The following is a 24,401-nucleotide window of genomic DNA, read 5'->3' on the forward strand; positions in this document are numbered from 1 at the left end:
CATGCCCGCCGATCCGCCGCCGTCGTATGACGAGTTGTTGGCGTTGAACGCCGGGCTGGCCGCACGGCTGGAGCAGGCGCTGACGCGGATCGCTGAGCTTGAGGCCCGGTTGAAGCAGTCGTCGAGCAACTCGTCGAAACCGCCGTCGAGCGACGGGCTGGCCAAACCGGCGCCGAAGTCGCTGCGGGGCCGTTCGGGTCGCCGGCCGGGCCGCCCCACCGGGGGCGAGGGCACCACCCTGTCCCAGGTGGCCGATCCGGACGTGATCGTCCGGCACGTGCCGGACATCTGTGGCGGCTGCGGTGACGGCCTGACCGACCCCGCCGAGGTGACGGTCACCCGCCGGCAGGTGTTCGACATCCCCCAGCCCCGGGTCGTGGTGACCGAGCACCAGATCGTCACCGTCGCCTGCCCGTGCGGGCACCACACCACCGCCGCGACACCCGCCGGGGCCACCGCGCCCGCCGCCTACGGACCACGGATCGCCGCGATCGGCGTCTACCTGCTCCACGGACAGTTCCTGTCCATCGGCCGCACCGCCGACGCGATCCGTGACCTGTTCGGCCTGCCCGTCGCGCCAGCCACCATCACCGCCTGGGTCACCCGCACCGCCCTCGGCGTCATCGACACGGTGCTCCCCGTCATCCGCGACCGCATCAAGAACGCGCCGGTCGCGCACTTCGACGAGACCGGCATACGCGTCGACGGCCGCCTCGCCTGGCTGCACTCCGCCTCCACACCCACCGACGTGTTCCTCACCGTGCACCGCCGGCGCGGCACCGCCGCAATGGACGACGCCGGCGTGCTACCCGGATACACCGGCACCGCCGTGCACGACGCGTGGGCCCCGTACGACACCTACACCACCGCCCGGCACGCCCTGTGCAACGCCCACGTGCTGCGGGAACTGGTCTACGTGGTCGACACCGCCACCGGGCAGGTCGCCGACCTCGCCGGCCAGGCCATCGACGCCCTGCGGCACCTGAACCGCCTGACGGTCACGGCCCGCGCCGACGGCTGCGAACCCGACCCGGCCGACCTCGCCGAACAGACCCACCTGCTGCGCTCGGCCGTCGTGCTCGGCGCCGCAGCCACCGCCACCCGCACCGACAAGCTGCACCGCAAGTACCACGCCCTGTTCGTGCGACTACGGGACCGACGCGCCGACTACCTGCGGTTCCTCACCGACCCGGCCGTGCCGTTCGACAACAACCCGGCCGAGCGGACCATCCGCATGCCGAAACTCCGGATCAAGGTCTCCGGCAGCATGCGCACCATGACCGGAGCCGAACACTTCGCCGCGATCCGCAGCTACGCCGCCACCGCCACCCGACACGGCATCAACATGCTCGACGCACTCACCCGAGCCGCCGCCGGCAGCCCCTGGATCCCCACAACCGCCTAACCCACCTCGCGCGCTTGCGGTATTCCAAGGTCCCACGCACCTATCCAGTCACCCTGAAAAAAGCCGCGGCGTACTTCGCGAAGGACCCTCGGTAACGAGCTTGTACGAGTTCATCGAGACGATGCGACTCGACACCGCGAAGTACGCCTACCCCGTCGACTTCATGTGCGAACAACTCGGCGTGTCCAGGTCCGGATACTACGAATGGCGAACCCGCCCCGACTCCGCGACCGCCACCCGCCGCGCCCACCTTCGATCGGCCATCGAGGAGGTGTTCGCCGCGTCCGACGGCACCTACGGGCATCGACGTGTCCACGCGCAACTGCGGCGCCAGGGCGTGTCCGCCGGGCCGGAACTCGTCCGCCAGCTGATGCGCGAGCTCGGGCTCGTGCCGTGCCAGCCCCGCCCGAGGCGGTGGGGTCTCACCCAGTCGTCGTCCGGCACGGTGCCTGACCTCGTCGGCCGGGAGTTCACCGCCGACGCGCCTGGCGAGAAGCTCGTCGGCGACATCACGTACATCCCGACCGGCGAGGGGTGGCTGTATCTGGCGACCGTCATCGACTGCTGCACGAAGGAAGTCATCGGATACGCGATGGACGACCACTACCAGACGCCGTTGATATCCCGCGCCATCCGTAACGCCGCCCGGAATCGCGAACTCAGGAAGAACGCCATCTTTCATTCGGACCGGGGCAGCAACTACATGTCGGACGACTACGGCAGAACGCTGCGGGATCTGAGGTTGCGGCGATCTGCTGGCCGGACCGGAACTTGTTTCGACAATGCGATGGCGGAATCGTTCTTCGGTGCGCTGAAGAACGAACGCGTGTCGCGTGTGAAGTATCCCACTCGTGAGGCGGCACGCCGGGACGTTACTGCCTACATCGAATTCTGGTACAATCGTCAGCGTCTGCATTCAGCGGTGGGCTACCGACCTCCCCGGGAAGTCCACGCAGAGTTCGAGAACCTTCAAATCGCGGCGTGAAAGAACCGGCCGAACCACTGTCCGGAAAACGCGAGGCCCCTCAGTACGCGTAAGCGGTGGCGCCGCCGGTCTGGTTGTTGACCCAATGGCCCTGGCCGTACCAGTTCGACAGGGCGTACCGATGGCAGTAGTACAGGTCGAAGACCTTCCAGTTCGACCCTGGGGAGTTCCACACGGCGAGGCAGAGGTTTCCGCTCGGGCAGCTGGCGGTGCTGCCCGGTGCGAAGTACCGGACCCGGGCGGCGGCGGGTGAGATCGTCGGCGAGGCAGCCGCCAGGCTGCTGGCCCCGGTGTCGGCGGGCGCCGACGGGAGGACGAGGACGGTGCCCGGGGCAGCGTCCTTCGGCTCCTGCGCCGCCGCCGGGCTGGCCAGGGCCAGCGCGCTGGTCAGCGCCACTGCGGCTACGGCCAGGCCGGTGGCCAGACGCCGGATGACGGCTCCGCCGCCGATTCTGTCGATCGTTCCTGTGGGCATGGGACGCTCCTTCGGCGTGATGTCGAATTGGCGGCCGAACCGTGACCCTGCTGAGATGCATTCACGGGCCGCCGTTGGATGAAGCATCGGCCGGGCGGCCTGCTGATTTGCTGCAGGAGTGTTGCGCCGCAGCCCAGGCGGTATCGATAGATCAAGATCCTGTTCGGACGTGTTGGGCGTACCTCTCGATGTCATACGCGGGGCCGGTCGAGCCAGAAAAGATCCATAGTGGATCAATTGGAACCGGTGGCGGGCATTCAAAGTGGTAATTGGTGCAGCCGATGAATGATCACAACTTGGAGGCAGGGAATGGAACTCAGACTGCTGGGTCCGGTGAGCGTCGTCTCCGGTGCGCAGGCGCTCGATGTCGGGCCGCCCCGGCAGCGACTGGTGCTCGCCGTACTGGCGGCCGAGGCCGGCCGGCCGGTCAGCGTGACCAGCATGATCAACCGGGTGTGGGACGAGCCGCCGGATCACCCCCGGCGGACCCTGCAGGTCTACCTCAGCCGACTGCGGAGCCTGCTGACCAGCCGGAGCCCGTCGACCGTTCCGCCGGCGGCGGTCCGCCGATGCTCCGGCGGCTACCGGCTGGACCTCGATCCGGACCGGGTCGACGTGATCAGGTTCCGACAACTGGTCGATCAGGGCCGCCGGGCGGACCGGTCAGCGGAGCACCGCGCGGCGTTGCTGGGTCAGGCACTCGAGCTGTGGCGCGGCGTACCCCTCGCCGACCTGCACAGCCAGTGGGCGGTCAGGGTGCGGCACGGGTGGCTGCAGCAGCATCTGGAGGCCCTGGTCGCCTGGTCGCTGGCCTGCCTGCGGGCCGGTGACCCGGGTAGGGCCCTGCCCCGGCTTGCCGAGTCGGTGGCCGAGCATCCCACGGCCGAGTCGCTGCAAGCGGCGTACATGCAGGCGTTGTGTGCGGTCTCCCGTCCGGCGGACGCGCTGCGGCACTACGCCGGGGTCCGTCGCCACCTCGCCGAGGAACTCGGCACCGACCCCAGCCCCGAGCTGCAACGGCTGCACCAGCGGATACTCGCAGCCGATTCCGACTCTCACCACGCCGGCCGACACCCACCTGTGCCCAGCAGGATGAGGGAATTCTGGTGGGGGCGGACCGGCCCGGGTGTGGAGGCGGCAACCTTCCACACGCGGACCGGCCCTGTGGTGGTCCGGTGACAGGTTACCGGGCGGCGCAGGTCGGGGACATCCCTGAGCCCGTACCGGTGCCCTGGAAGCCGAACTCGGTCGACTGGCCGGCGGCCACCGACCCGTTGTAGCTGACGTTGGTGAACTGGACGGCGCCGCTGTTGCCGCTGCGGCTGGCGTTCCAGGCGTTGGTGACGGTCGCGCCCGACGGCAGGGTCGTCGAGACCGTCCAGCCGCTGATCGACGCCGACCCGGCGGTGACCCGTACGGTGGCGACGAATCCGCCGTTCCACTGGTTGAGTGAGACGGTGGCCGTGCAGCCGCCGCTCGGTGGCGGAGTGGTCGGCGGCGGTGGCGTCGTGGGCGGCGTGGTGGTCGGCGGTGCCGTCGTGGGCGGCGGGGTCGTCGGGGGAGCGGTGGTCGGCGGTGCGGTGGTCGGTGGCGGGGTGGTCGGGCCATCGGCCAGGGTCGGCGTCGTCCAGTCACGCCACTGGGCGAGGTTGCCCTGCCGGTTGCTGGCGATCCGGAACGTACCGGTGGAGCTGCCCGTCTTCAGCAGGAACTTCTGGATGTGCTGCTGCAACGGTGTCCGCCACTCCGACCGGGAGGCGCAGTGGGTGCCGTCGGAGACGGCGGACCAGTAGGTGATGTTCTCGATCGCGCCGAGCGCCCGGTACACCTCCGCGCCGCCGAGGGCGCCGACGCTGCCGGACGTCGGGGCCAGCCAGTCGATGTGTGGGTTGTCCATGACGAACAGGCCGCGCGGGGCGATCATGCCGACCATCTGGTGAGTGTCGACCGGCAGGCCGGCCGGGTTGCCGGTGTACGAGCCGAACGCGTCGCCGAGCCACGGCTGCTCGCCGTACGCGCTGCTCAGCGGTTGCGCGCCGCTTTCGGTGGCGATGCTGCGGAAGGCCGCGACCCCGCCGCTGCCGGACTCGATCGGCATGGTCAGCGCGATTCGTTGGTCGAACACGCCGGCGACGAAGGCACCCTTGCCGTAGCGGGAGCAGCCGGTGACGCCGATGTCGGTACGCAGGATGTTGCCGCCGGATGCTTCGATGACGTCGATGATCCGGCTGACCCCCCACGCCTGGGCCATCAGCAGGCCGGTGCTGCTGGTCGCGCCGTACAGGGTGTAGAAGGCGCCCTGCTTGTTGCTCCGGGAGGTGCCTTCACGGGCGACCGAGGCCGGGTCGAAGTTGATGACGGCCGCTCCGGCGGAGCGGATGGTGGCGGTGTCGGCACCGAATCCACCGTAGACGATGACGGCCGGGTGGGGTCCGGAGCCGCCGCTCGTCGGCAGTTGGACGCTGGCCGAGAAGCTCGCGCTGCGGCCCTGGTGGGACACGTTGACCGTGATGCTGCTGCTCGACACGCTTCCGGTGACGGTGGCCGGCTTGGCCGGCTTGTCGCCGTACACGGTGCGTTCGGCCAGCTCGCGGGTCTCGGCGCGCAGGCAGCGCCAGTCGGCCTTGGTGGTGATGCGGGTGCCGTTGGCCTTGCGGAAGGGGTCCGGCAGCCGGGCGGAGGAGCCGGGCCCGGTGCCGGGTACGGGGCAGTCGGCGCCTTCGTCCTCGACGGTCGAGGCGACGAGCAGGCCGGGGGTGGCGGCGGCATCGGCGGAGGCGGAGCCGACGCTCACCACCGTCGCGGCCGCAGCGATCGTCAGCGCTGCGGCGGACAGCATGACGACCGTCGGACGGACCTTCGATCGGCCCGAGCTGATGCTCACGGGGCTCTCCTTCTGACTAGGTGATGGCGTACGGCAATCAATTGATGATCACCGATATAACCATCTTTCTAGTTTCGGGTAGCCCAGCGAAACGTGTCAATACTGCTGTGGGGTCGTGTCCCCGCCGCCCGGGCGGCTGGTCAGCACCAACGGCTCGTCCTCGGTCACTGCCACGGTGTGCTCGGAGTGGGCGGTACGCGAACCGTCGGCCGAGCGGATCGTCCAGCCGTCGGCGTCGAAAACGATCTTGTCGGTGGTCTTGGCGAACCACGGCTCGATCGCGATCGTCAGACCGGGTTGCAGCTTCATGCCCCGGCCCCGGCGGCTGTCGTTGGGCACATGCGGTGCCTCGTGCATCGTGCGGCCGAGTCCATGGCCGCCGAACTCCAGGTTGACCGGGTAGCCGTACCGCCGGGCGACCTCGCCGATCGCGGCCGAGACGTCCCCGAGGCGGTTGCCGGGTCGCGCCGCCCCGATTGCCGCCGCCAGCGCGACCTCGGTGGCCTCGACCAGGCGCAGGTCGTCGTCGGCCGGGGTGCCGACGATCACGGTACGCGCGGAGTCGGCCACCCAGCCGTCGATGCCGACAGCCATGTCGATGCTCAGCACGTCGCCGTCGCGCAGGACGTAGTCGTGCGGCAGCCCGTGCAGGACCGCGTCGTTGACCGACAGGCACAGCACGTTGCGAAACGGCCCGTTGCCGAACGATGGAGCGTAGTCCCAGTAGCAGGACTCCGCGCCGCGTGCCGCGATCAGTGACCGGGCGTGGTGCTCCAGGTCGAGCAGGTTGACCCCGACGTCGGCCATCTCGCCGAGCTGGGTGAGTACCTCGGCGACGAACTGGCCGGTGACGTGCATACGTTCGATCTCGCGGGGAGACTTGAGCTCGATCACGGTGACCCTCCGTCGGCAGTTGGTATATTTATACCATGTCGTGTCGACGTTGCCGCCCGTGCGGCCCTGACCTACCGTACTGTCATGGTTCGCCGCCCACTCACGCCTGAACAGATCGAGGCCGGTCGCCGCCTCGGTGTCGCACTACGGTCGGCGCGCGGCGATCGCGGACTGTTCGACGTGGCACTGGCAGCCGGCATCTCACCCGAGACGCTCCGCAAGATCGAAACCGGCCGGCTGCCGGCCCCGTCGTTCGGCATCGTCGTCGCACTCAGCGAGGTCCTCGGCGTACCGCTGGTCGATCTCGCCGCCGCCTGGCGGTCCACCCCAACGGTCCGAAGGGCGTCCTGACCTGCGGTGCCGGACGACCGCCGCGCCCGGGCGGTTCAGGGCTTCGGCGCCTGGAACAGGTTCGGGAACTTGGCGGTCAGGCCGATGTCGCCCCGCGTCTTGAGCTTGCCCTTCATGACGAGCATCACGGCCCGCGCGTTGCCGGTCACCAGATGGACGAAGTCGACGGCGGCCAGGGTGAGCGTCAGCTTCGGCTGCTGGTCCGGCTGCGCCGACAGGACACACCGGCCGTCGCTGATCACCATCTGATGGACGTCGTAGCGGCCGTCGGGGCGCCCGCCGATGCTCCAGTGCACCACCGCCTCGGTGCCGCGCGCGACGTCGGTGCGCAACGCCTCCGGCATCCGGCGCAGCAGCCCGTGCAGGATCTCGTCCCGCCGTTGCCCGGCGAGCACCTGCCGCAGCTCCTCCACCGGGGTCCGCTTCACCAACCGGGCGAACTCCACCGGATCCGCCACCGCCGGATCCACCTCGTGAATGGACATCGGTCGCCTCCCGACGTTCCCCGGCCCCGGCCTCCGCTGACCCGGCCTGCACGTTTCAGTGTCTCTGGTGCCGGACCTGCGGCGGGTCTCCCACCGTGCGCACCACGGGTACGTGCTGTCGATTGTGCCCGGCACCGACGGTCACCTACGGCCATAGTGGCACCGCCCGGGCAGGCGCGTCGCCGCCGGTGTGGCCCGTGGTAGGTTGCGCCGATGGGTTCTGATTCGCCCGGAAATGCCGCCGCAGAACATGTCACCCGGGTGGCCGACTACTACGACGCCAACACCCGGCGGTTCCTGCGCTTCGGCGAGAGCGCCAGCAACGACGCCATCCACCGTGGCCTGTGGCTACCGGGCGTCACCAACACCACCGAGGCCGCCGACGCGGTCAACCGCCTGCTGGTCGAGCGCCTCAGCGGCCACGTGCCGACGGGCGAGGGGCGGGTGCTCGACCTCGGCTGCGGAGTAGGCGCGACAGTGGTCCGACTGGCCCACGCCATCGACGCCCAGGTGACCGGCGTGACGATAAGTCAGGTGCAGGTCGAGATCGCCGAGCGGCGGTTGGCGGCCGAGGGCCTGACCGACCGGTGCCAGGTCGTCTGCGGCGACTTCGCCCAGCTTCCCGCCGAGCCGCTCTACCACGCGATGGTCGCGATCGAGTCGATGGTCCACGCCCCGTCGCTGGCGGAGCTGGTCCCATCGCTGGCCGCGCGCCTGCGTCCAGGCGGTCGCCTGATCGTCTGCGACGACTGGATGACCGACAAGGACCGTGGGCTCGCCGCCCGCGAACGGTGCCTGGACCAGTTCCGCGCCGGCTGGCGGATCGGCAGCCTGCACACCGTGGCGCAGTTCGCCGCCATGGGTGAACCCGCAGGTCTGCGGCTGGTCGAGGATCTGGACCTCACCGCACACGTCCGGCTGGGCCGACCCCGCGACCGGGCGATCGACGTGGTGCTGGGCGCGGCTACAGTCGTGCCCCGGATGCGTGACCGGCTGGTCGGCACGCCCTTCTGGGCCAACATGATCGGTGGCTCGGCGTTGCAGACCGGGCTGTCGCGGCGCTGGCTGGAGTACCGCCTGCTGGTCCTCGAACGGACCTGACCGCAGAAGGTTTGCCGTGCTCCGGCCGCCAGCGCGCCGGGCTGCCCGAAGATCAGGCAGCGACCATCGCCAGGTACTGAACTCTCATGGCGTCGGAGCGCATAATGTATCGGGTTGCTTCGAATGGGAAGCCGTCGTTGTCGTAGGAGGCGTGTAGCAGCACGATGACGGGCACTGAGGTGTACCAAGGATCTTGGACATGTCCTCCGAGTTGAGAGGATGGATCCATGTCCGAGCAACGTCGTCGATACAGTCCGCAGTTCAAGGCCGAGGCTGTGCAGATGGTCGTCGAGACCGGTAGACCGATCGCCGCGGTGGCCCGTGATCTGGAGGTCCACGAAGCCACCCTGGGCAACTGGGTCAACACCTGGCGCCGTGAACACGCCACGCCCGTACCGCCGCACACCGACCGGACCGAGGACACCCGTGTGAAGGAGATGGAAGACGAGATCCGCCGCCTGCGGATGGAGAACGAGTTCCTGAAAAAAGCCGCGGCCTTCTTCGCCCGGACGCACCCGTAGCCCTGCGGTGCGCGGTGATCGACGCGGAGAAGGCCACCTACCCGATCGCCTGGATGTGCCGCCTGCTGGGCGTGCCCCGCTCCACCTACTACGCCTGGCGGGAACGCGCCGAGACGGTCACCGCCGCCCGACGTCGGACCCTCGCCGACCACGTGCGGCGGGTCTTCGACGCCTCCCGGGGCACCTACGGCTGCCGGCGGGTGACCGCCGCGCTCAACCGCAAGGGTGTCGCGTGCAGCGTCGGGCTCGTCGCCGACCTGATGCGCGAGCTCGGCCTGCGGGCCTGTCAACCCAGGGCGTACAAGCGGACCACGGTGCCCGGCCGGGACCCGGTCACCGCGAAGGATCTGATCGACAGGGACTTCACCGCCGACACCCCGGGCACCCGCCTGGTCGGCGACATCACCTACCTGAGGACGGGTGAGGGCTGGCTGTACCTGGCCACCGTCATCGACCTGGCCACCCGGATGGTCGTGGGCTGGCAGACCGCCGAGCACATGCGCACGAGCCTGGTGGTCGACGCCCTGGCCATGGCCATCCGACACGGCCACGTCCGCCCGGATGCGGTGTTCCATTCCGACCGGGGCGCGCAGTACACCTCGGCCAGGTTCGCCCGCCACTGCGCCGACAACCAGGTGCGGGTGAGCGTGGGACGTACCGGTGTCTGCTGGGACAACGCCGCCGCCGAATCGTTCTTCGCCACCATGAAGAACGAGATGTACCACCGGGAACGCTTCGACACCCGTGCCCGCGCCCGGTTCGCCGTCGCCGAGTACATCGAGGTGTTCTACAACAGACAACGGCTGCACTCCAGCCTTGACTACCGCACCCCGGCCGAAGCCCTCACCGGCTACCAGGCCCTGATAGCCGCCTGACCAGCAAACCTACGAAGACCTGTCCAAGATCCTTGACACAGCCCATTCGGCGACGTCCGGTGGAGGCTGGTCGCGGGTGACCGACCGGCATTCGGTCCGGGGTACGCGGCCTTGTTTCGTGACCTCGATGCGGAACGGCGACAGTCCCGTTTCGTTGCGCAGCTGGCGGGAGTAGCGGTTGGCTCCGAGGCGCATCAGGGGCCGGTTGGGGCGGACGTAGACGCCTCGCCCGTGCTGCGCGACGACCAGGCCTTCCCCTTGCAGGATGCTGATCGCTTCCCTGGCGGTGTTGCGTGCCGTGCCGTAGCTGGCGGCGAGGTCCCGCTCCGATGGCAGCTTGCCACCGGGTGGCAACTCGCCCGTCTGGATCCTCAGGCGCAGGTCAGTCGCCGAGTGGGCGGGATATTAGTCCGTTGAGGTGCTGTTGCGGATCTACGCCGAGTGTCTCGACGGGGGAGAGACGGCGCTGCGGCAGCGCATCGAACGGGTACCGGGCCACGACTGAGACCGTGCCGAACTTCTGCACGTGTTCGGCACAGATGCTCGCCAAGGGCCGGTGACGGCCGGACACAGCCGGACAGACGATGAAGGCCGCTGACCAGGATTGCCCTGGTTAGCGGCCTTGTTGTGCAAGTCGAGGGTTCTTTGGCAAGTGTGCCCCCGGCAGGATTCGAACCTGCGCCCCCGCCTCCGGAGGGCGGTGCTCTATCCCCTGAGCTACGGGGGCTCAGCGACCCACGAAGACTAGCAAACCCCTACCCGGGTTGCCGAATCGGTATCAGGGCGTGTCCCGACGCCGGCCGTCACGCGGCGCGGGCCGGCCGGGCGCAGCTCGGCAGCAGGTGCGCGACGATGCTGCGGGGCAGCCGGCGCGGCAGCTCGGAGCTGGCCCAGGAGCCGTCCACCACGAGATGCGCGCCGCGCCGGTCGGGTCCACACAGTCGGAGCAGGAACTCGCGTGGCAGCGGTGGTTCGACCGACGGCGTGAGGATCATGAACCGGATCTGGCCGCGTACCGAGGCGGCCGACAGCACGTCGGCGGCCGGGGCCGTGCCGTGCAGCCGGGTCCGCCCCAACCACCATAGATCCGTACGGTGGTCCCGGGCGGCCCGCAGGACCTCCGGGTAGACCCGTTCCATCCAGGCGTTGACCGCGTCGACACAGAGCCCGCAGGCCCGCTCCGCCGGCCGTCGGGGTGCCAACCCCCAGGCGTCGAGGTAGTGGCCGACGTCGGTCGGGCCAAGAGTCAGCCCGAACCGGCGTTCGATCAGCGTGCCGACGGTACGGCGGCTCCACAACTCGTCGTCGACGTCGAGCTCCTCGGGCCAACGCCCGCGCAGCATGTCGATGAGTTCGAGTTCCTGATCCGGTGTCAGCCCGCCAGCGTCACCGGTACGTGTTCCGCGACGGCGGGCCGCCACCGCGCCGTCACCGCCGAGCGTGTGCCGCCGGCACCAGCTCGTGATCGATTTCCGAGTGTCACTAAGAACTGCCCCCACGTCAGGACCAACGATGCTGTATCAGGACGGTAGCGATATCTAGCCAGAAAACGTCTGAGACCGTAGAGTCCGGCAAAGTGTCTGAAGTAGGTTTATCGCCCGTTCTGGGTGTATTGTCCCGATCCGCCCTTCCTGCATCTCAGCTTCGAGGGGCTGCGCTACTCGGGAGGATGTTCATCATCGAAGGCATGGGAGTGCACGGACCGCGCGGCGGTCCGTGCACCGGCCGATGTCAGTGGCCGGCGCGCGAACCGCCGCGCGGGGTGAGGATCAGGTGTAGATGGTGAAGGCCGGGCTCGTGGATGTGGTGTGCGCCGTCCTGTTGCTCGTGTAAATGGTGACCCTGCTCCGGATGGTCTTGTAGCTGGCCGGCTGGCTGGCGACGGGCTGATACCAGCAGCACCAGCGTCCTGAACTGGTCAGGCGTGCCTGGTTGACCTTCTGGTGCCAGGTGCCGTTGACCTGGATCCACACCGAGTAGTAGTAGTAGCTGCTGTCGGGGGTCCGGTTGAAGTAGAAGTCGGCTCGTGCGTTGCTGCCGTAGGAGCCGTGGTCGATGCACGCCCCGACTGTCGGGTTGGCCTGGTCGCAGCCGCCGACGGCGAGCGCTGGTGACGCGGTGATCACGGTTGTGCCGCCCACGACGAGTGCGATCACAGCGAGGTACCGACCCAACTTTTTGATCATGCTGGTTCCCCTTCGACTAGCCACTGCCTGCATCGGGACTCTCGGTCGATCGTCCCTAGAGGAGTCTGTCGGAGCCGGCTGCGCAGTTGCTATGCGTTCGCTATGCGCGATCATCCGGGTACCCGGGTGGTGGTCTGCCGGTAGCGCGAGAAAGCGATCGACCTCGATGATGCGCTAGTCTGGCCTTGTCATGTGAGAGCGTGACCACTTCGGGCTACGGGGGCAGGATGAAGTGGAAACTTCTTGGGCCGGTAGAGGTGCACAGAGTCGACCGACAGGTGCGCCGGCTCCGGCCCCGACAGCGGGCTGTGCTCGCCTATCTACTGCTCAACGCCAACCGGGTGGTCTCTACCGGCCATCTCATCGATGCCGTGTGGGCACATACCCCACCGCGGAGTGCTCGGCTACAGGTGCAGGCGTGCGTCTCCGCGCTCCGGCAGGCCATCGCTATCAACCCGGCGGACGGACCGCTGGTCAGCGAGGCCGGCGGCTACCGAATGGTGGTGGCGAACGGTGAGCTGGACCATGAAGATTTCGTCCAACGGGTCAGTCACGCCCGGTCGTCCCAACACGCCGGGCGGTCCGAGGAGGCGGCCGACCAGCTCCGTTCGGCACTGGTGCTGTGGCGGGGAGCGCCGCTCAGCGGCGCCAACGGCGCCTTCGTCGCGGCTGCTTCGGCGGCCCTGGAGCAACAGCGCCTGGCGGCAATCGAGGACTTGGCGGACATCGAGTTGAGTCTCGGCAGGCATGCCTCTCTCGTCCCGGAGCTGTCCGCGTTGGTCAGTGCGCATCCACTTCGGGAGCGCCTGGCGTCGCAGTTGGTCCTCGCTCTGGCCGGGGCCGGTCAGCAGGCGCGGGCACTAAGGGTGTACCAGGAGGTGAAGTCCCGGCTCGCCGAGGAGTTGGGTCTGGAGCCCGGGTCGGGTCTGAGAGCCGCCCACCTGGGTGTGCTGCGCCAGGACATCCCCGGAAGGCGGCGAGTCGGCAGCGCGCCATCGTCACCCGTGCGGATCGATGGTTGGCAAACCTCGAGCTGAGCGTCGGACGGGGCCGGCGGCGGCATCCACTGCCCGCCGGCCCGCCGCTCTCAGCCGTTGGACTCCTGAAGCTTGCGTAGCTCGTTAATCTCCTTCTGCTGCGCCTGTTTCATCGCCTCGGCCAGCCGGACCACCTCGGCGCGGTCGGAGGCATCCAGCACACCGTCGGCCATGTGGACGCCGCCGATGTGGTGCTTGATCATCAGCTCGATGAACAGGCGGTCGACCTCGGTGCCCTCCGCCTCGTGCAACCGGGTGATCTCCTCGCGGGTGGCCATGCCGGGCATCAGCCCGTTCGCGTCCACCCCCACGCCATCGGGCATCCACTCCATGGCCGGACGGGAGCCGGTCGGCAACAGGTTCCACTCCTGCAACCAGCGCTGCATATGACCGATCTGGGCCTGCTGGGTCAGGGCCATGTCGTAGCCGAGTTGCCGGATAGCCGGATCCTGCCCCTTGGCGTACGCGATCATTGCCATCTCCACCGCCTGCGCGTGATGGCGGGACATGTCCCGAGCGAAGCCGGCCTCGGCCGAATTTTCGCCCGGGGTGCGCCCGGTGGCCAACGTAGCGGCTGTCCAGCCGACGCCGAGCAGCAGCAACGCGGCCATGGCCAGGGTCAGGTAGCGCACAGTCCGGGAGGTCGGGCGAGGCTCCGCCGGCTCCATTCGCTCCGACACCGGTGGGTCCTGCGTCGCAGTGGCCATGTCAGCCGCCCATCGACGGCTGCATCTCGCGCGGCTCGGTGCCGGTACCGGTGGTGTAGTTGCCGGAGGAGCAGGGCACGCCCGGCTCCATCGAGGCGTTCTGCGCCAGCACGGTGGCGAATTCCTTGATCCGCGGGTCGTCGGCGTTGTCGACCTTGAGCTGGTAGCCCCACGCCTGGATGGAGATCGGGCGGTCGAGGCCCTCGTACGGGCTCATCAGCATGAAGTCGTTGCCGCGGATCACACTGGCCAGCTGCTCCACGTCGGCCGCCGGCAGGTCCGGACGGTAGGTGAGCCAGACCGCACCGTGCTCCAGACTGTGCAGCGCGTGCTCGTTGGCGATCGGCGCGTCATAGACGTCGCCGAGGCAGCGCTGCCAGGTGTTGTTGTGCGGGCCGCCGACCGGCGGGCTGTGCGGATATTCGATCTTGCCGGACCGGTGCTCCTGGTTGCTGATGCTCTCCGGGTCCGTCTCGCGGTAGTTGACCAGGCCGGCGATGTCGGAGGCACGGTCCTGCCACGAGCGGGCCTCCTGGGAGACCGCCCAGGCGCCGTACCCGATGATCCCGGTGGCCAGCACGCCGACCGCGACCATCAGCGCGATCGGACCCCAGCTGCGGCCCTGGGAGACCTTGACCGCTTTGACCGCCTTACGGGGGCCCTTGCCGCCCTTGCCCGCTGTGCCCGGTCGCCCGGCCTTCGCGGCACCCGCGCCGGCCTTGGCACCGCCGGTCTTGCCGCTGGTCGATGTGCCCGTCGCCGGCCTACCGCCGGCCTTGTTCGCAGCCTTGGGCTTGCCGCCGGCCGACGGCTTGCCGGTGCTGACCACGGACGGACGGCTGTTGTCGCCACCCTGGGTGCTGATGCTCATGGTGTGGTGCCTCGTCAGGTCGGTCGGTCAAGGGGCTTTCAGCGGGAGCCAGCAGGTAAGGGTCGCCGCCAAGTCCACGAGTCTACCCCCGGTAACATGCTTTGGTGACTCCCGCTAATCTCGCTGAGATCGTCCGCGCCGCGGCCCGGTCGGTCTTCGTCGATCGTGACCTCGATCTATCTTTGCTTCCCGACGTGGTCACCGTCGAGCGTCCCCGCAACCCGGAGCACGGCGACTACGCCTCGAACCTGGCGCTGCAGCTGGCCAAGCGGGTCGGCACGCCGCCGCGCGAGCTGGCCGCCGCACTCGCCGTCCGGCTCGGCGAGGCCGACGGGATCGCGTCGGTGGAGATCGCCGGCCCGGGGTTTCTGAACATCCGGCTCGATTCGGCCGCCGCCGGGGCACTGGCCCGCACCGTGGTCCTGGCCGGTCGGGAGTACGGCCGCAGCACCCACCTCGCCGGGCAGCGGCTCAACCTGGAGTTCGTCTCGGCCAACCCGACCGGCCCGGTGCACATCGGCGGCAGCCGGTGGGCCGCCGTCGGTGACTCGCTGGCCCGGATCCTGCGGGCCACCGGGGCCGATGTCGGCACCGAGTACTACGTCAACGACGCCGGTGCGCAGATCGACCGGTTCGCCAACTCGCTGCTGGCCGCCGCGCGCGGTGAGCCGACCCCGGCCGACGGCTACGCCGGGGCGTACATCGCCGACATCGCCGGCGTCCTCGTTGGCAAGCACCCGCAGGTACGCGATCTCGACGACGACGCCGCCCGGGAGCTGTTCCGGGTCGAAGGTGTCGCGCTGATGCTCGACGAGATCAAGTCGTCGATGGCCGACTTCGGCACCCACTTCGACACGTTCTTCCACGAGAAGGACCTGCACTCCCGGGGTGAGCTGGACCACGCGCTGGCCCGGCTGCGCGAGCAGGGCCGCATCGTCGAACGCGACGGCGCGGTCTGGCTGCGCACCACCGACTTCGGTGACGACAAGGACCGGGTGCTGCGCAAGTCCAGCGGCGAGTGGACCTACTTCGCCGCCGACTGCGCCTACTACCTGGACAAGCGCGAGCGCGGCTTCGAGCGGATCGTGATGATGCTCGGTGCCGACCACCACGGCTACATCGGCCGGCTCCGGGCGATGGCGGCCTGCTTCGGCGACGACCCGGACGTGACGCTGGAGATCCTGATCGGGCAGATGGTGAACCTGGTGCGCGAGGGGGCGCCGGTGCGGATGTCCAAGCGGGCCGGCACCGTGGTCACCCTGGAGGACCTGGTCGAGTCGGTCGGCGTCGACGCCGCCCGGTACGCGCTGGCCCGCTACTCGTCGGACTCGCCGATCGACATCGACGTGGAGCGGTGGACCCGGGCCAAGAACGACAACCCGGTCTTCTACGTGCAGTACGTCGCCGCCCGGACCGCCAGCGTGGCCCGTAACGCCGCCGACGTCGGCCTGCAGCGGGGCGAACCGGCGGCGTTCCGCCCGGAGCTGCTCGACCACGACAAGGAGAACGAGCTGCTCAAGGCGATCGGCGAGTTCCCCGCTGTGGTCGCCTCCGCCGCCGAGCTGCGCGAGCCGCACCGGATCGCCCGCTACCTGGAGGAGCTGGCCGGGGCGTACCACCGCTTCTACGACAAGTGCCGGATCATGCCGCTGGGCGACGAGGAGATCACCGACCGGCACCGGGCCCGGCTGTGGCTCAACGACGCCACCCGTACGGTGATCGCCAACGGCCTGGACCTGCTCGGCGTCTCCGCGCCCGAGCGGATGTGAACCGGGCCGACGGACCCGGAGCCGGATCCATGAACGACGAAGGACGGTAGTGCCGTGCGCGCACACGAGGCCGGGGCCCTGCACGGTGACCTCGGCAGCCGGGGGCCGGGCTGGCTGCGTACCCCGGATGACGTCAACTCCCTGCTGCCGCAGCTGTGGCCGCGGACGGTGACCCGCGCGGACGCCGGGGCGCTCACCGTCGGCGGCCGGGACGTGCGGGACCTGGCCGCCGAGTACGGCACCCCGGCGTACCTGCTCGACGAGGAGGACCTGCGGGCCCGCTGCCGCGACTTCCGGGCCGCCTTCGCCGGGCAGGACGTCTACTACGCCGGCAAGGCGTTCCTGTGCCGGGCGGTGGTGCGCATCATCGCCGAGGAGGGCCTGCACCTGGACGTCTGCACCGGCGGTGAGCTGGCGGTGGCGCTGTCGGCGGGGATGCCGCCGGAGCGGATCGGGTTCCACGGCAACAACAAGAGCGTCGCCGAGCTGACCCGGGCGCTGGACGCCGGGGTGGGCCGGATCATCGTCGACTCGTTCGACGAGATCGACCGGCTGACCGCGCTGGCCCGCGACCGGCAGATCCGGCCGAAGGTGCTGGTCCGGGTCACCGTCGGGGTGGAGGCGCACACCCACGAGTTCATCGCCACCGCCCACGAGGACCAGAAGTTCGGCTTCTCGCTGGCCGGCGGGGCGGCCTTCGAGGCGGCCGCCCGGATCCTCGACGAGGGCGTGCTGGAGCTGCGCGGGCTGCACTCGCACATCGGTTCGCAGATCTTCGACGCCAGCGGGTTCGAGGTGTCCGCCCGGCGGGTGCTGGCGTTGCAGGCGCAGATCCGCGACGCCCGGGGCGTGCAGCTGCCGGAGCTGGACCTCGGCGGCGGTTTCGGCATCGCCTACACCACCCAGGACGACCCGGCACCCGCCCACGACCTGGCCAAGCGGATGAACAAGATCGTCGACAGCGAGTGCGAGGCGCTGCGGCTGGCCGTGCCACACCTGTCGGTGGAGCCGGGCCGGGCGATCGTCGGACCGGCGGTGTTCACCCTCTACCAGGTCGGCACGGTCAAGGACGTCGACGGCATCCGCAGCTACGTCAGCGTCGACGGCGGGATGAGCGACAACATCCGGACCGCCCTCTACGACGCCTCCTACTCGGCGACTCTCGCCTCCCGGGCCTCGGTGGCGCCACCGGTCCTGGCCCGCGTGGTGGGAAAGCATTGTGAGTCCGGGGACATCGTAGTGAAGGATGAATTCCTGCCCGCCGACGTGCAGCCGGGAGATCTTCTGGCGGTGCCGGGCACGGGGGCGTACTGCCGGAGCATGGCGAGCAACTACAACCATGTGCCCCGGCCGCCGGTGATCGCGGTCCGCGACGGCGCGGCCCGGGTCCTCGTCCGTCGGGAGACCGAGGACGATCTGCTGGCACTGGACGTGGGATAGCGCGTGGCGCGCGGTCGCGAGGTATGGGGTGAGCATGGGTAAGCCGGTACGGTTGGCGCTGCTGGGTTGCGGCACGGTGGGTGCCGAGGTGGTGCGGCTGCTGCACGAGCAGTCTGCCGACCTCGCCGCCCGGATCGGGGCACCGGTCGAGATCGCCGGGATCGCCGTACGGCGGCCGAACCGTTCCCGTGGCGACCTGCCGGTCGACCCGGCGTTGTTCACCACCGACGCCCTGGGGCTGGTCAAGCGCGACGACGTCGACGTGGTGGTGGAGGTCGTCGGCGGGATCGAACCGGCCCGGACCTGGCTCGTCGAGGCGCTGCGGGCCGGCAAGAGTGCGGTCACCGCGAACAAGGCCCTGCTCGCCGAGGACGGCGGCACCCTGCACGACGCGGCCGCCGCCGGCGGTGCCGACCTGTACTACGAGGCGTCGGTGGCCGGGGCCATCCCGCTGCTGCGCCCGCTGCGTGAATCCCTGCACGGCGACTCGATCACCCGGGTCACCGGCATCGTCAACGGCACCACCAACTTCATCCTGTCCGGGATGGACGCCACCGGTGCCAGCTTCACCGAGGCGCTGGAGGAGGCGACCGCGCTCGGGTACGCCGAGGCCGACCCGACCGCCGACGTCGAGGGCTTCGACGCCGCCGCCAAGGCAGCCATCCTCGCCTCGCTGGCCTTCCACACCCGCGTCGGCGCCGCCGACGTGCACCGGGAGGGCATCACCGAGGTCAGCGCCGCCGACATGGCCAGCGCCAAGGCGATGGGCTGCACCATCAAGCTGCTCTGCATCGCCGAGCGGGGCCCGGGTGCCGACGGCGCCGAGTCGGTCAGCGTCCGGGTGCATCCGGCGATGATCCCGCGCAGCCACCCGCTGGCCAGCGTCGGTGACGCGTTCAACGCGGTCTTCGTCGAGGCGGTCGCCGCCGGCCAGCTGATGTTCTACGGCCGGGGTGCCGGCGGGGCGCCGACCGCCAGCGCCGTGCTCGGTGACATCGTCGCGGTGGCCCGCAACCGGCTCGCCGGGGTACGCGCGGCGAGCGAATCGGCCTACGCCGATCTGCCGATCCGCCCGATGGGGGAGGCGGTCACCCGCTACCACATCAGTCTGGACGTGGCCGACCGCGCCGGGGTGCTGGCCGCCGTCGCCGGGGTCTTCGCCCGCCACGACGTGTCGATCGCCACCGTGCGCCAGTCCGGTCGGGAGGCCGACGCCAGCCTGGTGATCGTCACCCACCGTGCTCCGGACGCCGCGCTGGCCGCGACCGTCGAGGAGCTGCGCGGCCTGGACATCGTCCGGTCCATCGCCAGCGTGCTGCGGGTCGAGGGCGGCCAGTAGGCAGCCGGTACGCTGTGCCGGCCGAGTCGAGGAGGTTGCCATGTGGCGGGGTCTGATCGAGGCGTACCGGGACCGGTTGCCGGTCAGTGACACCACGCCGGTGATCACCCTCCATGAGGGGAACACGCCGCTGCTGCCGGCGCCGGTGCTCTCCGACCGGGTCGGTGCCGACGTCTACCTCAAGGTCGAAGGGGCGAACCCGACCGGGTCGTTCAAGGACCGGGGCATGACGATGGCGGTCTCCAAGGCGGTCGAGGAGGGCAACAAGGCGATCATCTGCGCCTCCACCGGCAACACCAGCGCGTCGGCGGCGGCGTACGCGGCCCGGGCCGGTCTGACCTGCGCGGTGCTTGTGCCGCAGGGCAAGATCGCGCTGGGCAAGCTGGCCCAGGCGTTGGTGCACGGGGCGAAGCTTTTGCAGGTCGACGGCAACTTCGACGACTGCCTGGCGATGGCCTCCAAGCTCGCCCAGGACTACCCGGTGGCGCTGGTCAACTCGGTGAACATCTTCCGGTTGCACGGGCAGAAGACCGCCGCGTTCGAGATCGTCGCCGGGCTCGGTGACGCCCCGGACATCCACTGCCTGCCGGTCGGCAACGCCGGCAACATCAGCGCCTACTGGATGGGTTACGTCGAGGATCTCGAGGCCGGCAACGCGACGCGGACACCGAAGATGTTCGGCTTCCAGGCCTCCGGTGCCGCCCCGATCGTCGCGGGTGAGGTGGTCCGCGCGCCGTCGACGATCGCCACCGCGATCCGGATCGGCAACCCGGCGAGCTGGACCAGGGCGCTCGACGCCCGGGACACCTCCGGTGGGTTGATCGACGCGGTCACCGACCGGGACATTCTGGCGGCGTACCGGCTGCTCGCCCGGGAGGTTGGTGTCTTCGTCGAGCTGGCCAGCGCGGCGAGCGTGGCCGGGCTGCTGCAGGTCGCCGCGGCCGGGAAGGTGCCGGCCGGGTCGACGGTGGTCTGCACGGTGACCGGGCACGGCCTCAAGGACCCGGAGTGGGCGATCTCGACCGCGCCGGCGCCGACGACCATCGGCAACGATCCGCTACTCGCCGCCCGCGCGCTCCACCTGGCCTGACCCCGGCGGTGCGGGCGACGCCGTACCGCAGGCACCGGCCGCCCACGACGGACCGGCCGCGCCGTCGGTCTCGGCCAGGTCGGCCTCGGCGGCGTCGACCAGCAGCCGGACCGCCGCCGCGACGGTACGCAGCTCGTCGGTGTCCAGCCGGGCCAGCAGCCGGGCATGCCGTTCGGTGCCGGCGGTGACGATCCGGTCGATCAGGTCCCGCCCGTCGTCGGTGAGTTCGACCCGCCGGACCCGGCGGTCCTGCGGATCCTCGCGGCGGCCGACGAGCCGGTGGGCGACGAGCCGGTCGACGATGCCGGTGACGGTGGCCATCCGGACGCCGAGCACCTGGCTCAGCTCCTGACCCGAGGTGCTGCCGTGCAGGTAGAGCAGGAGCAGTATCTTCAGCTGCGACACGGTCAGCTGTGCGTCGAACAGCGGGTCGGAGCGGTCGGAGGCGAACAGCAACTGCAGCCGACGGTGGGTCGCCATGATCTGGTCGATCAGTTCGTCCCGCTGGGTCACCCGCGCTCCCTCTGCCGTCGTCCGACGCGGGCGAGCTGCCCGTCGTGCCGCGAAGGCTATCCCAACAACTCCATATGAGGCTAACTGTTAGCCTTGGCCAAAGTATTCTTCCGTCATTCCCGCCGCAGGACCCCTTCCCAGGAGTGAGCCCGCACATGTCGTTGCTCGCCAGACTCAGCCTCGCCAACCGGGGCCTCGTCGCGCTCGTCGCGGTCGTGATCACGCTGTTCGGCGCGTTCACGATCCCGACGCTCAAACAGCAGCTCCTGCCCTCGCTGGAGTTCCCGGCCGCGTTCGTCAGCGCGGTCTTCCCGGGCGCCGCGCCGGAGATCGTCGAGGCGCAGGTCACCGAGCCGGTCGAGAACGCCGTCGCGGCCGTGTCGGACGTGGAGAGCGTCACCTCCACCTCCAGCGAAGGCTTCGCGACCGTACAGATCGAGTTCGCCTTCGGCACCGACCTCGACGGCGCGGTCAACGACCTGGAGACCGCGCTCAACCGGATCGGGGCGCAGCTGCCCGACGGCGTCGACCCGGTGGTCTTCGCCGGCAGCACCGACGACCTGCCCGCCGTGGTGCTCGCCGCCACCGGTGCCGACGACGAGCAGCAGGAGCTGTCCCGCCGGCTCAGCGAGACCGTCGTACCCGAGCTGGAAGGCATCGACGGGGTACGTGCCGTCGACGTCACCGGCGCCAGCGAGCAGATCGTCGCGATCACCCCGGACTTTGCCGCGTTGACCGCCGCCGGCTACGACCCGGGCGCGATCAGCGCCGCCCTGCGGGCCAACGGCGTCACCATCCCGGCCGGCGCGCTGACCGAGGACGACCAGACCCTCACCGTGCAGGTCGGCAGCCGGATCGAGACCATCGAGGACCTCGGCGCGATCTTCCTGACCACGGCCGGTCGGGCACCCGTACGGCTGGACGCCGTCGCCGAGATCACCGAGCAGACCTCACCGGCCACCTCCATCACCCGGACCAACGGCGCGGTCAGCCTCGGGATCGCGGTCACCGCCGGCCCGGACGGCGACGCCGTCGGCATCTCGCACGAGATCCGCGACCGGCTGGCCGAGCTGGGTGACGCGGCCGACACCGAACTCGTCGTGGTCTTCGACCAGGCGCCGTTCGTCGAGCGTTCGATCGAGGCGCTGACCACCGAAGGCCTGCTCGGCCTGGTGATGGCGGTCCTGGTCATCCTGGTCTTCCTGCTGTCGGTACGGTCCACCGTCGTCACCGCCGTCTCGATCCCGCTGTCGGTGCTCATCGCGCTGATCGCGCTCTGGATCGGCGACTACTCGCTCAACCTGCTCACCCTGGGCGCGTTGACCATCTCGGTCGGCCGGGTGGTGGACGACTCGATCGTCGTCCTGGAGAACATCAAACGACATCTGGAGTACGGCGAGGACCGGCGTACGGCGATCCTCACCGGCGTCCGGGAGGTCTCCGGCGCGGTCACCTCCTCGACGCTGGCCACGGTGGCGGTCTTCGCGCCGATCGCCATCGTCGGCGGGTTCGTCGGCCAGCTGTTCGCCCCGTTCGCGATCACCGTCACCGTCGCCCTGCTCGCTTCACTGCTGGTCTCCCTGACGATCATCCCGGTGCTGGCGTACTGGTTCCTCAAGCCGGCCGCCGCCGGCACCGACGTCGAGGCCGTCCGCGAGCAGGCCGAGGCGAAGGAGCTGCGCAACCCACTGCAGCGCGGCTACCTGCCGGTGATCCGGTTCGCCACCACCCGACGGTGGGCGACCGTCGGTATCGGCCTGGCGGTGCTGCTGGGCACCTTCGCGCTGGGCACCAGGCTGGAGACCAACTTCATCGACGATGCCGGCCAGGACACCCTGAGCATGCGTCAGGAGCTGCCGGTCGGCACCAGCCTCACGGCGGTCGACGCCGCCGCCCGCCAGGTGGAGCGTGAGTTGGCCCGCACCGACGGGATCGAGTCCTACCAGGTCTCCATCGGCAACAGCAGCAACCCGTTCGCCGGCAGCGGTGGCGCCACCACGGCCAGCTACTCGATCACCCTGACCGAGGGCACCGACAACGTGGCCCTGCAGCAGCAGCTGCGGGACGCCTTCGCCGGCCGCGACTCCCTCGGTGAGATCACCGTCGGCGCCGCCGGTGGTGGGCCGGGCGGTGCCAGTACCAACCAGCTGCAGGTCGTCGTGCAGGCCAACGACCCGGACGACCTGGCGACCGCCACCGAACGGGTCCGAGCCGCGATGGCGCAGACCCCGGACGTCGCCGACGTGACCACCTCGCTGGCCGCCGACGCCACCCGGCTGGAGGTCCGCATCGACCGGGCGGCCGCAGCCGGCGCGGGGCTCACCGAGGCGGCGATCGGCCAGATCGTCGCCCAGGCGTTCCGGGGCAGCCCGCTGGGTGAGGTCACCCTCGACGGCGAGCGGATGAGCGTGCTGCTCAGCCCGACCGCCACCCCCACGTCGGTCGAGGAACTGGCGGCGCTGCCGATCGGCCCGGTGCCGCTGAGCGCGCTGGCGGAGATCGTCGAGGTCAGCGGGCCGGTGCAGATCAACCGGATGGACGGCGAACGCAGCGCCACCGTCACCGGCACCGCGACCGGCTCGAACGTCGGGCAGACCAGCGCCGACCTGACCGAACGGCTCGACGGGCTGTCGCTGCCGACGGGTGTGACGTACACCATCGGTGGGGTCAGCGCCGACCAGGCGGAGGCGTTCGCCGACCTCGGCCTGGCGTTGCTCGCCGCGATCGCCATCGTCTTCGTGATCATGGTGGCGACGTTCCGCAGCCTGATCCAGCCGCTGATCCTGCTGGTGTCGGTGCCGTTCGCGGCGACCGGCGCGATCGGTCTGCTGGTCGTCACCGGTACGCCGATGGGCGTGCCGGCGCTGATCGGGGCGCTGATGCTGGTCGGCATCGTGGTGACCAACGCGATCGTGCTGATGGACCTGATCAACCAGTACCGCGACCAGGGCATGAGCGTGTCCCAGGCGGTGGTGGAGGGGGGCCGGCGTCGGCTGCGGCCGATCCTGATGACCGCGATCGCGACCATCTGCGCGCTGACCCCGATGGCGCTGGGGCTGACCGGGGTGGCCGGGTTCATCGGCCAGCCGCTGGCGATCGTGGTGATCGGTGGTCTGTTCAGCTCGACCCTGCTCACCCTGGTGCTGGTGCCGACCCTCTACACGATGGTCGAGGGGACCAAGGAACGCTGGCGGGAGCGTCGTGGTGCCGCCCGGACCGGCGACGCCGGCACCGGGCCGACGGGCGCGGCCGGCGAGGGGTCGGCCGCCGCCGACGCGGCGGCCGACCGGGCGGCGACCTCCGACGGTACGGCGCAGCGCAGCTCACCGGTGGCCGCGCCGCCGGCCCGGCCGTCGGCGGCCCTGGTCGACGGCACCGACCAGTTCGAGGTGCTGAAGCTGCCGAAGAGCCGCAAGTCGCCGCTGCCGCCAGCGGACAGCTGAGGTGACCGGTCGGGTCCCTTGTGGCGAACC

The 24,401-nt window shown here is 70.0% G+C and carries 22 protein-coding genes and 1 tRNA gene; 12 read left to right on the top strand and 11 right to left on the bottom strand.

Going from position 1 to position 24,401, the window contains the following annotated elements; translation table 11 throughout:
* Position 1 precedes the first annotated feature (1 nt).
* Positions 2–1,405 carry an IS66 family transposase gene (gene tnpC, locus O7608_RS11120; RefSeq protein WP_289208516.1) on the top strand — a complete coding sequence of 468 codons (1,404 nt, stop codon included), beginning with the start codon at positions 2–4 and terminating at the stop codon, positions 1,403–1,405.
* A 100-nt stretch (positions 1,406–1,505) separates the two neighbouring features.
* Positions 1,506–2,390: an IS3 family transposase gene (locus O7608_RS11125; protein ID WP_289209879.1), complete on the top strand. Its 885-nt coding sequence runs from the start codon at positions 1,506–1,508 to the stop codon at positions 2,388–2,390.
* 40 nt (positions 2,391–2,430) lie between these two features.
* Here the strand turns inward: O7608_RS11125 and O7608_RS11130 are convergent, their stop codons facing one another.
* Positions 2,431–2,865 carry a hypothetical protein gene (locus O7608_RS11130; protein WP_289209880.1) on the bottom strand — a complete coding sequence of 145 codons (435 nt, stop codon included), beginning with the start codon at positions 2,863–2,865 and terminating at the stop codon, positions 2,431–2,433.
* A 309-nt stretch (positions 2,866–3,174) separates the two neighbouring features.
* On the opposite strand from O7608_RS11130, the gene O7608_RS11135 reads away from it, so the two are divergent.
* Positions 3,175–4,044, top strand: a complete 870-nt coding sequence (locus tag O7608_RS11135) for an AfsR/SARP family transcriptional regulator (RefSeq protein WP_289209881.1) — start codon at positions 3,175–3,177, stop codon at positions 4,042–4,044.
* A 4-nt stretch (positions 4,045–4,048) separates the two neighbouring features.
* Here the strand turns inward: O7608_RS11135 and O7608_RS11140 are convergent, their stop codons facing one another.
* Entirely contained in the window at positions 4,049–5,749 is a 1,701-nt protein-coding gene (locus O7608_RS11140; protein ID WP_289209882.1) for a glucuronyl esterase domain-containing protein, read from the bottom strand.
* 96 nt (positions 5,750–5,845) lie between these two features.
* On the bottom strand, positions 5,846–6,643 hold the full coding sequence (map, locus tag O7608_RS11145) for a type I methionyl aminopeptidase (protein WP_289209883.1): 798 nt from the start codon (positions 6,641–6,643) through the stop codon (positions 5,846–5,848).
* Between the two features lie 84 nt (positions 6,644–6,727).
* On the opposite strand from map, the gene O7608_RS11150 reads away from it, so the two are divergent.
* On the top strand, positions 6,728–6,994 hold the full coding sequence (locus tag O7608_RS11150) for a helix-turn-helix transcriptional regulator (protein WP_289209884.1): 267 nt from the start codon (positions 6,728–6,730) through the stop codon (positions 6,992–6,994).
* Between the two features lie 35 nt (positions 6,995–7,029).
* Here O7608_RS11150 and O7608_RS11155 read toward each other — a convergent pair whose 3' ends face one another.
* Complete coding sequence (locus O7608_RS11155; RefSeq protein ID WP_289209885.1) at positions 7,030–7,479, bottom strand: SCP2 sterol-binding domain-containing protein; 450 nt, start codon at positions 7,477–7,479, stop codon at positions 7,030–7,032.
* A gap of 213 nt (positions 7,480–7,692) precedes the next feature.
* On the opposite strand from O7608_RS11155, the gene O7608_RS11160 reads away from it, so the two are divergent.
* Positions 7,693–8,580, top strand: a complete 888-nt coding sequence (locus O7608_RS11160) for an SAM-dependent methyltransferase (RefSeq protein ID WP_289209886.1) — start codon at positions 7,693–7,695, stop codon at positions 8,578–8,580.
* Positions 8,581–8,807: 227 nt separating this feature from the next.
* A protein-coding gene (locus O7608_RS11165; RefSeq protein ID WP_421357131.1) for an IS3 family transposase occupies positions 8,808–9,976 on the top strand; the annotation gives its coding sequence in 2 pieces (ribosomal slippage) (positions 8,808–9,063 and positions 9,063–9,976; 1,170 coding nt in all).
* 9 nt (positions 9,977–9,985) lie between these two features.
* On the opposite strand, the gene O7608_RS11170 is transcribed toward O7608_RS11165, so the two are convergent.
* From O7608_RS11170 to O7608_RS11185, 4 genes are all read right to left on the bottom strand, one after another.
* Positions 9,986–10,357, bottom strand: coding sequence for a GntR family transcriptional regulator (locus O7608_RS11170; RefSeq protein WP_353850561.1), 372 nt, complete (start codon positions 10,355–10,357; stop codon positions 9,986–9,988).
* A 274-nt stretch (positions 10,358–10,631) separates the two neighbouring features.
* Positions 10,632–10,703 (bottom strand) — tRNA-Arg (locus O7608_RS11175).
* A gap of 76 nt (positions 10,704–10,779) precedes the next feature.
* A complete protein-coding gene (locus O7608_RS11180) occupies positions 10,780–11,475 on the bottom strand; it encodes a winged helix-turn-helix domain-containing protein (protein WP_353850522.1) in 696 nt (231 codons plus the stop codon).
* Between the two features lie 270 nt (positions 11,476–11,745).
* A complete protein-coding gene (locus O7608_RS11185; protein WP_289209888.1) occupies positions 11,746–12,117 on the bottom strand; it encodes a hypothetical protein in 372 nt (123 codons plus the stop codon).
* A gap of 272 nt (positions 12,118–12,389) precedes the next feature.
* Between O7608_RS11185 and O7608_RS11190 the strand changes: the two genes are divergently transcribed.
* A complete protein-coding gene (locus O7608_RS11190) occupies positions 12,390–13,199 on the top strand; it encodes an AfsR/SARP family transcriptional regulator (protein ID WP_289209889.1) in 810 nt (269 codons plus the stop codon).
* 50 nt (positions 13,200–13,249) lie between these two features.
* Here the strand turns inward: O7608_RS11190 and O7608_RS11195 are convergent, their stop codons facing one another.
* The gene (locus O7608_RS11195) at positions 13,250–13,906 is read right to left on the bottom strand and encodes a DUF305 domain-containing protein (protein WP_421359603.1); all 657 of its coding nucleotides are present in this window, start codon (positions 13,904–13,906) and stop codon (positions 13,250–13,252) included.
* A 1-nt stretch (position 13,907) separates the two neighbouring features.
* Positions 13,908–14,777: a thioredoxin-like domain-containing protein gene (locus tag O7608_RS11200; protein WP_289209891.1), complete on the bottom strand. Its 870-nt coding sequence runs from the start codon at positions 14,775–14,777 to the stop codon at positions 13,908–13,910.
* Positions 14,778–14,881: 104 nt separating this feature from the next.
* Between O7608_RS11200 and argS the strand changes: the two genes are divergently transcribed.
* Genes argS through thrC form a run of 4 tightly spaced genes read left to right on the top strand, consistent with a single transcriptional unit; the run spans position 14,882 to position 20,415 of the window.
* Positions 14,882–16,546: an arginine--tRNA ligase gene (gene argS, locus O7608_RS11205; RefSeq protein WP_289209892.1), complete on the top strand. Its 1,665-nt coding sequence runs from the start codon at positions 14,882–14,884 to the stop codon at positions 16,544–16,546.
* Between the two features lie 54 nt (positions 16,547–16,600).
* A complete protein-coding gene (lysA, locus tag O7608_RS11210; protein ID WP_289209893.1) occupies positions 16,601–17,986 on the top strand; it encodes a diaminopimelate decarboxylase in 1,386 nt (461 codons plus the stop codon).
* A gap of 34 nt (positions 17,987–18,020) precedes the next feature.
* Positions 18,021–19,325, top strand: a complete 1,305-nt coding sequence (locus O7608_RS11215) for a homoserine dehydrogenase (RefSeq protein ID WP_289210857.1) — start codon at positions 18,021–18,023, stop codon at positions 19,323–19,325.
* Between the two features lie 40 nt (positions 19,326–19,365).
* A complete protein-coding gene (gene thrC, locus O7608_RS11220; protein ID WP_289209894.1) occupies positions 19,366–20,415 on the top strand; it encodes a threonine synthase in 1,050 nt (349 codons plus the stop codon).
* Here thrC and O7608_RS11225 read toward each other — a convergent pair.
* Positions 20,383–20,928, bottom strand: coding sequence for a MarR family winged helix-turn-helix transcriptional regulator (locus O7608_RS11225; protein WP_289209895.1), 546 nt, complete (start codon positions 20,926–20,928; stop codon positions 20,383–20,385). The two genes, thrC and O7608_RS11225, sit on opposite strands and share 33 nt — an antisense overlap.
* A 155-nt stretch (positions 20,929–21,083) precedes the next feature.
* On the opposite strand from O7608_RS11225, the gene O7608_RS11230 reads away from it, so the two are divergent.
* Positions 21,084–24,371, top strand: a complete 3,288-nt coding sequence (locus O7608_RS11230; RefSeq protein ID WP_289209896.1) for an efflux RND transporter permease subunit — start codon at positions 21,084–21,086, stop codon at positions 24,369–24,371.
* Positions 24,372–24,401 lie beyond the last annotated feature (30 nt).

The organism is Solwaraspora sp. WMMA2056, from assembly GCF_030345095.1.
GTDB lineage: Bacteria > Actinomycetota > Actinomycetes > Mycobacteriales > Micromonosporaceae > Micromonospora_E.

What these genes read in the sequence shown, in the direction of transcription:
- O7608_RS11195 (WP_421359603.1), bottom strand. Translation starts at nt 13,906, where the DNA reads ATGGCCACTGCGACGCAGGACCCACCGGTGTCGGAGCGAATGGAGCCG.
- O7608_RS11190 (WP_289209889.1), top strand. Translation starts at nt 12,390, where the DNA reads ATGAAGTGGAAACTTCTTGGGCCGGTAGAGGTGCACAGAGTCGACCGA.
- tnpC (WP_289208516.1), top strand. Translation starts at nt 2, where the DNA reads ATGCCCGCCGATCCGCCGCCGTCGTATGACGAGTTGTTGGCGTTGAAC.
- O7608_RS11150 (WP_289209884.1), top strand. Translation starts at nt 6,728, where the DNA reads ATGGTTCGCCGCCCACTCACGCCTGAACAGATCGAGGCCGGTCGCCGC.
- O7608_RS11230 (WP_289209896.1), top strand. Translation starts at nt 21,084, where the DNA reads ATGTCGTTGCTCGCCAGACTCAGCCTCGCCAACCGGGGCCTCGTCGCG.
- O7608_RS11200 (WP_289209891.1), bottom strand. Translation starts at nt 14,777, where the DNA reads ATGAGCATCAGCACCCAGGGTGGCGACAACAGCCGTCCGTCCGTGGTC.
- O7608_RS11130 (WP_289209880.1), bottom strand. Translation starts at nt 2,865, where the DNA reads ATGCCCACAGGAACGATCGACAGAATCGGCGGCGGAGCCGTCATCCGG.
- O7608_RS11160 (WP_289209886.1), top strand. Translation starts at nt 7,693, where the DNA reads ATGGGTTCTGATTCGCCCGGAAATGCCGCCGCAGAACATGTCACCCGG.
- O7608_RS11215 (WP_289210857.1), top strand. Translation starts at nt 18,021, where the DNA reads ATGGGTAAGCCGGTACGGTTGGCGCTGCTGGGTTGCGGCACGGTGGGT.
- O7608_RS11155 (WP_289209885.1), bottom strand. Translation starts at nt 7,479, where the DNA reads ATGTCCATTCACGAGGTGGATCCGGCGGTGGCGGATCCGGTGGAGTTC.
- O7608_RS11135 (WP_289209881.1), top strand. Translation starts at nt 3,175, where the DNA reads ATGGAACTCAGACTGCTGGGTCCGGTGAGCGTCGTCTCCGGTGCGCAG.
- thrC (WP_289209894.1), top strand. Translation starts at nt 19,366, where the DNA reads ATGTGGCGGGGTCTGATCGAGGCGTACCGGGACCGGTTGCCGGTCAGT.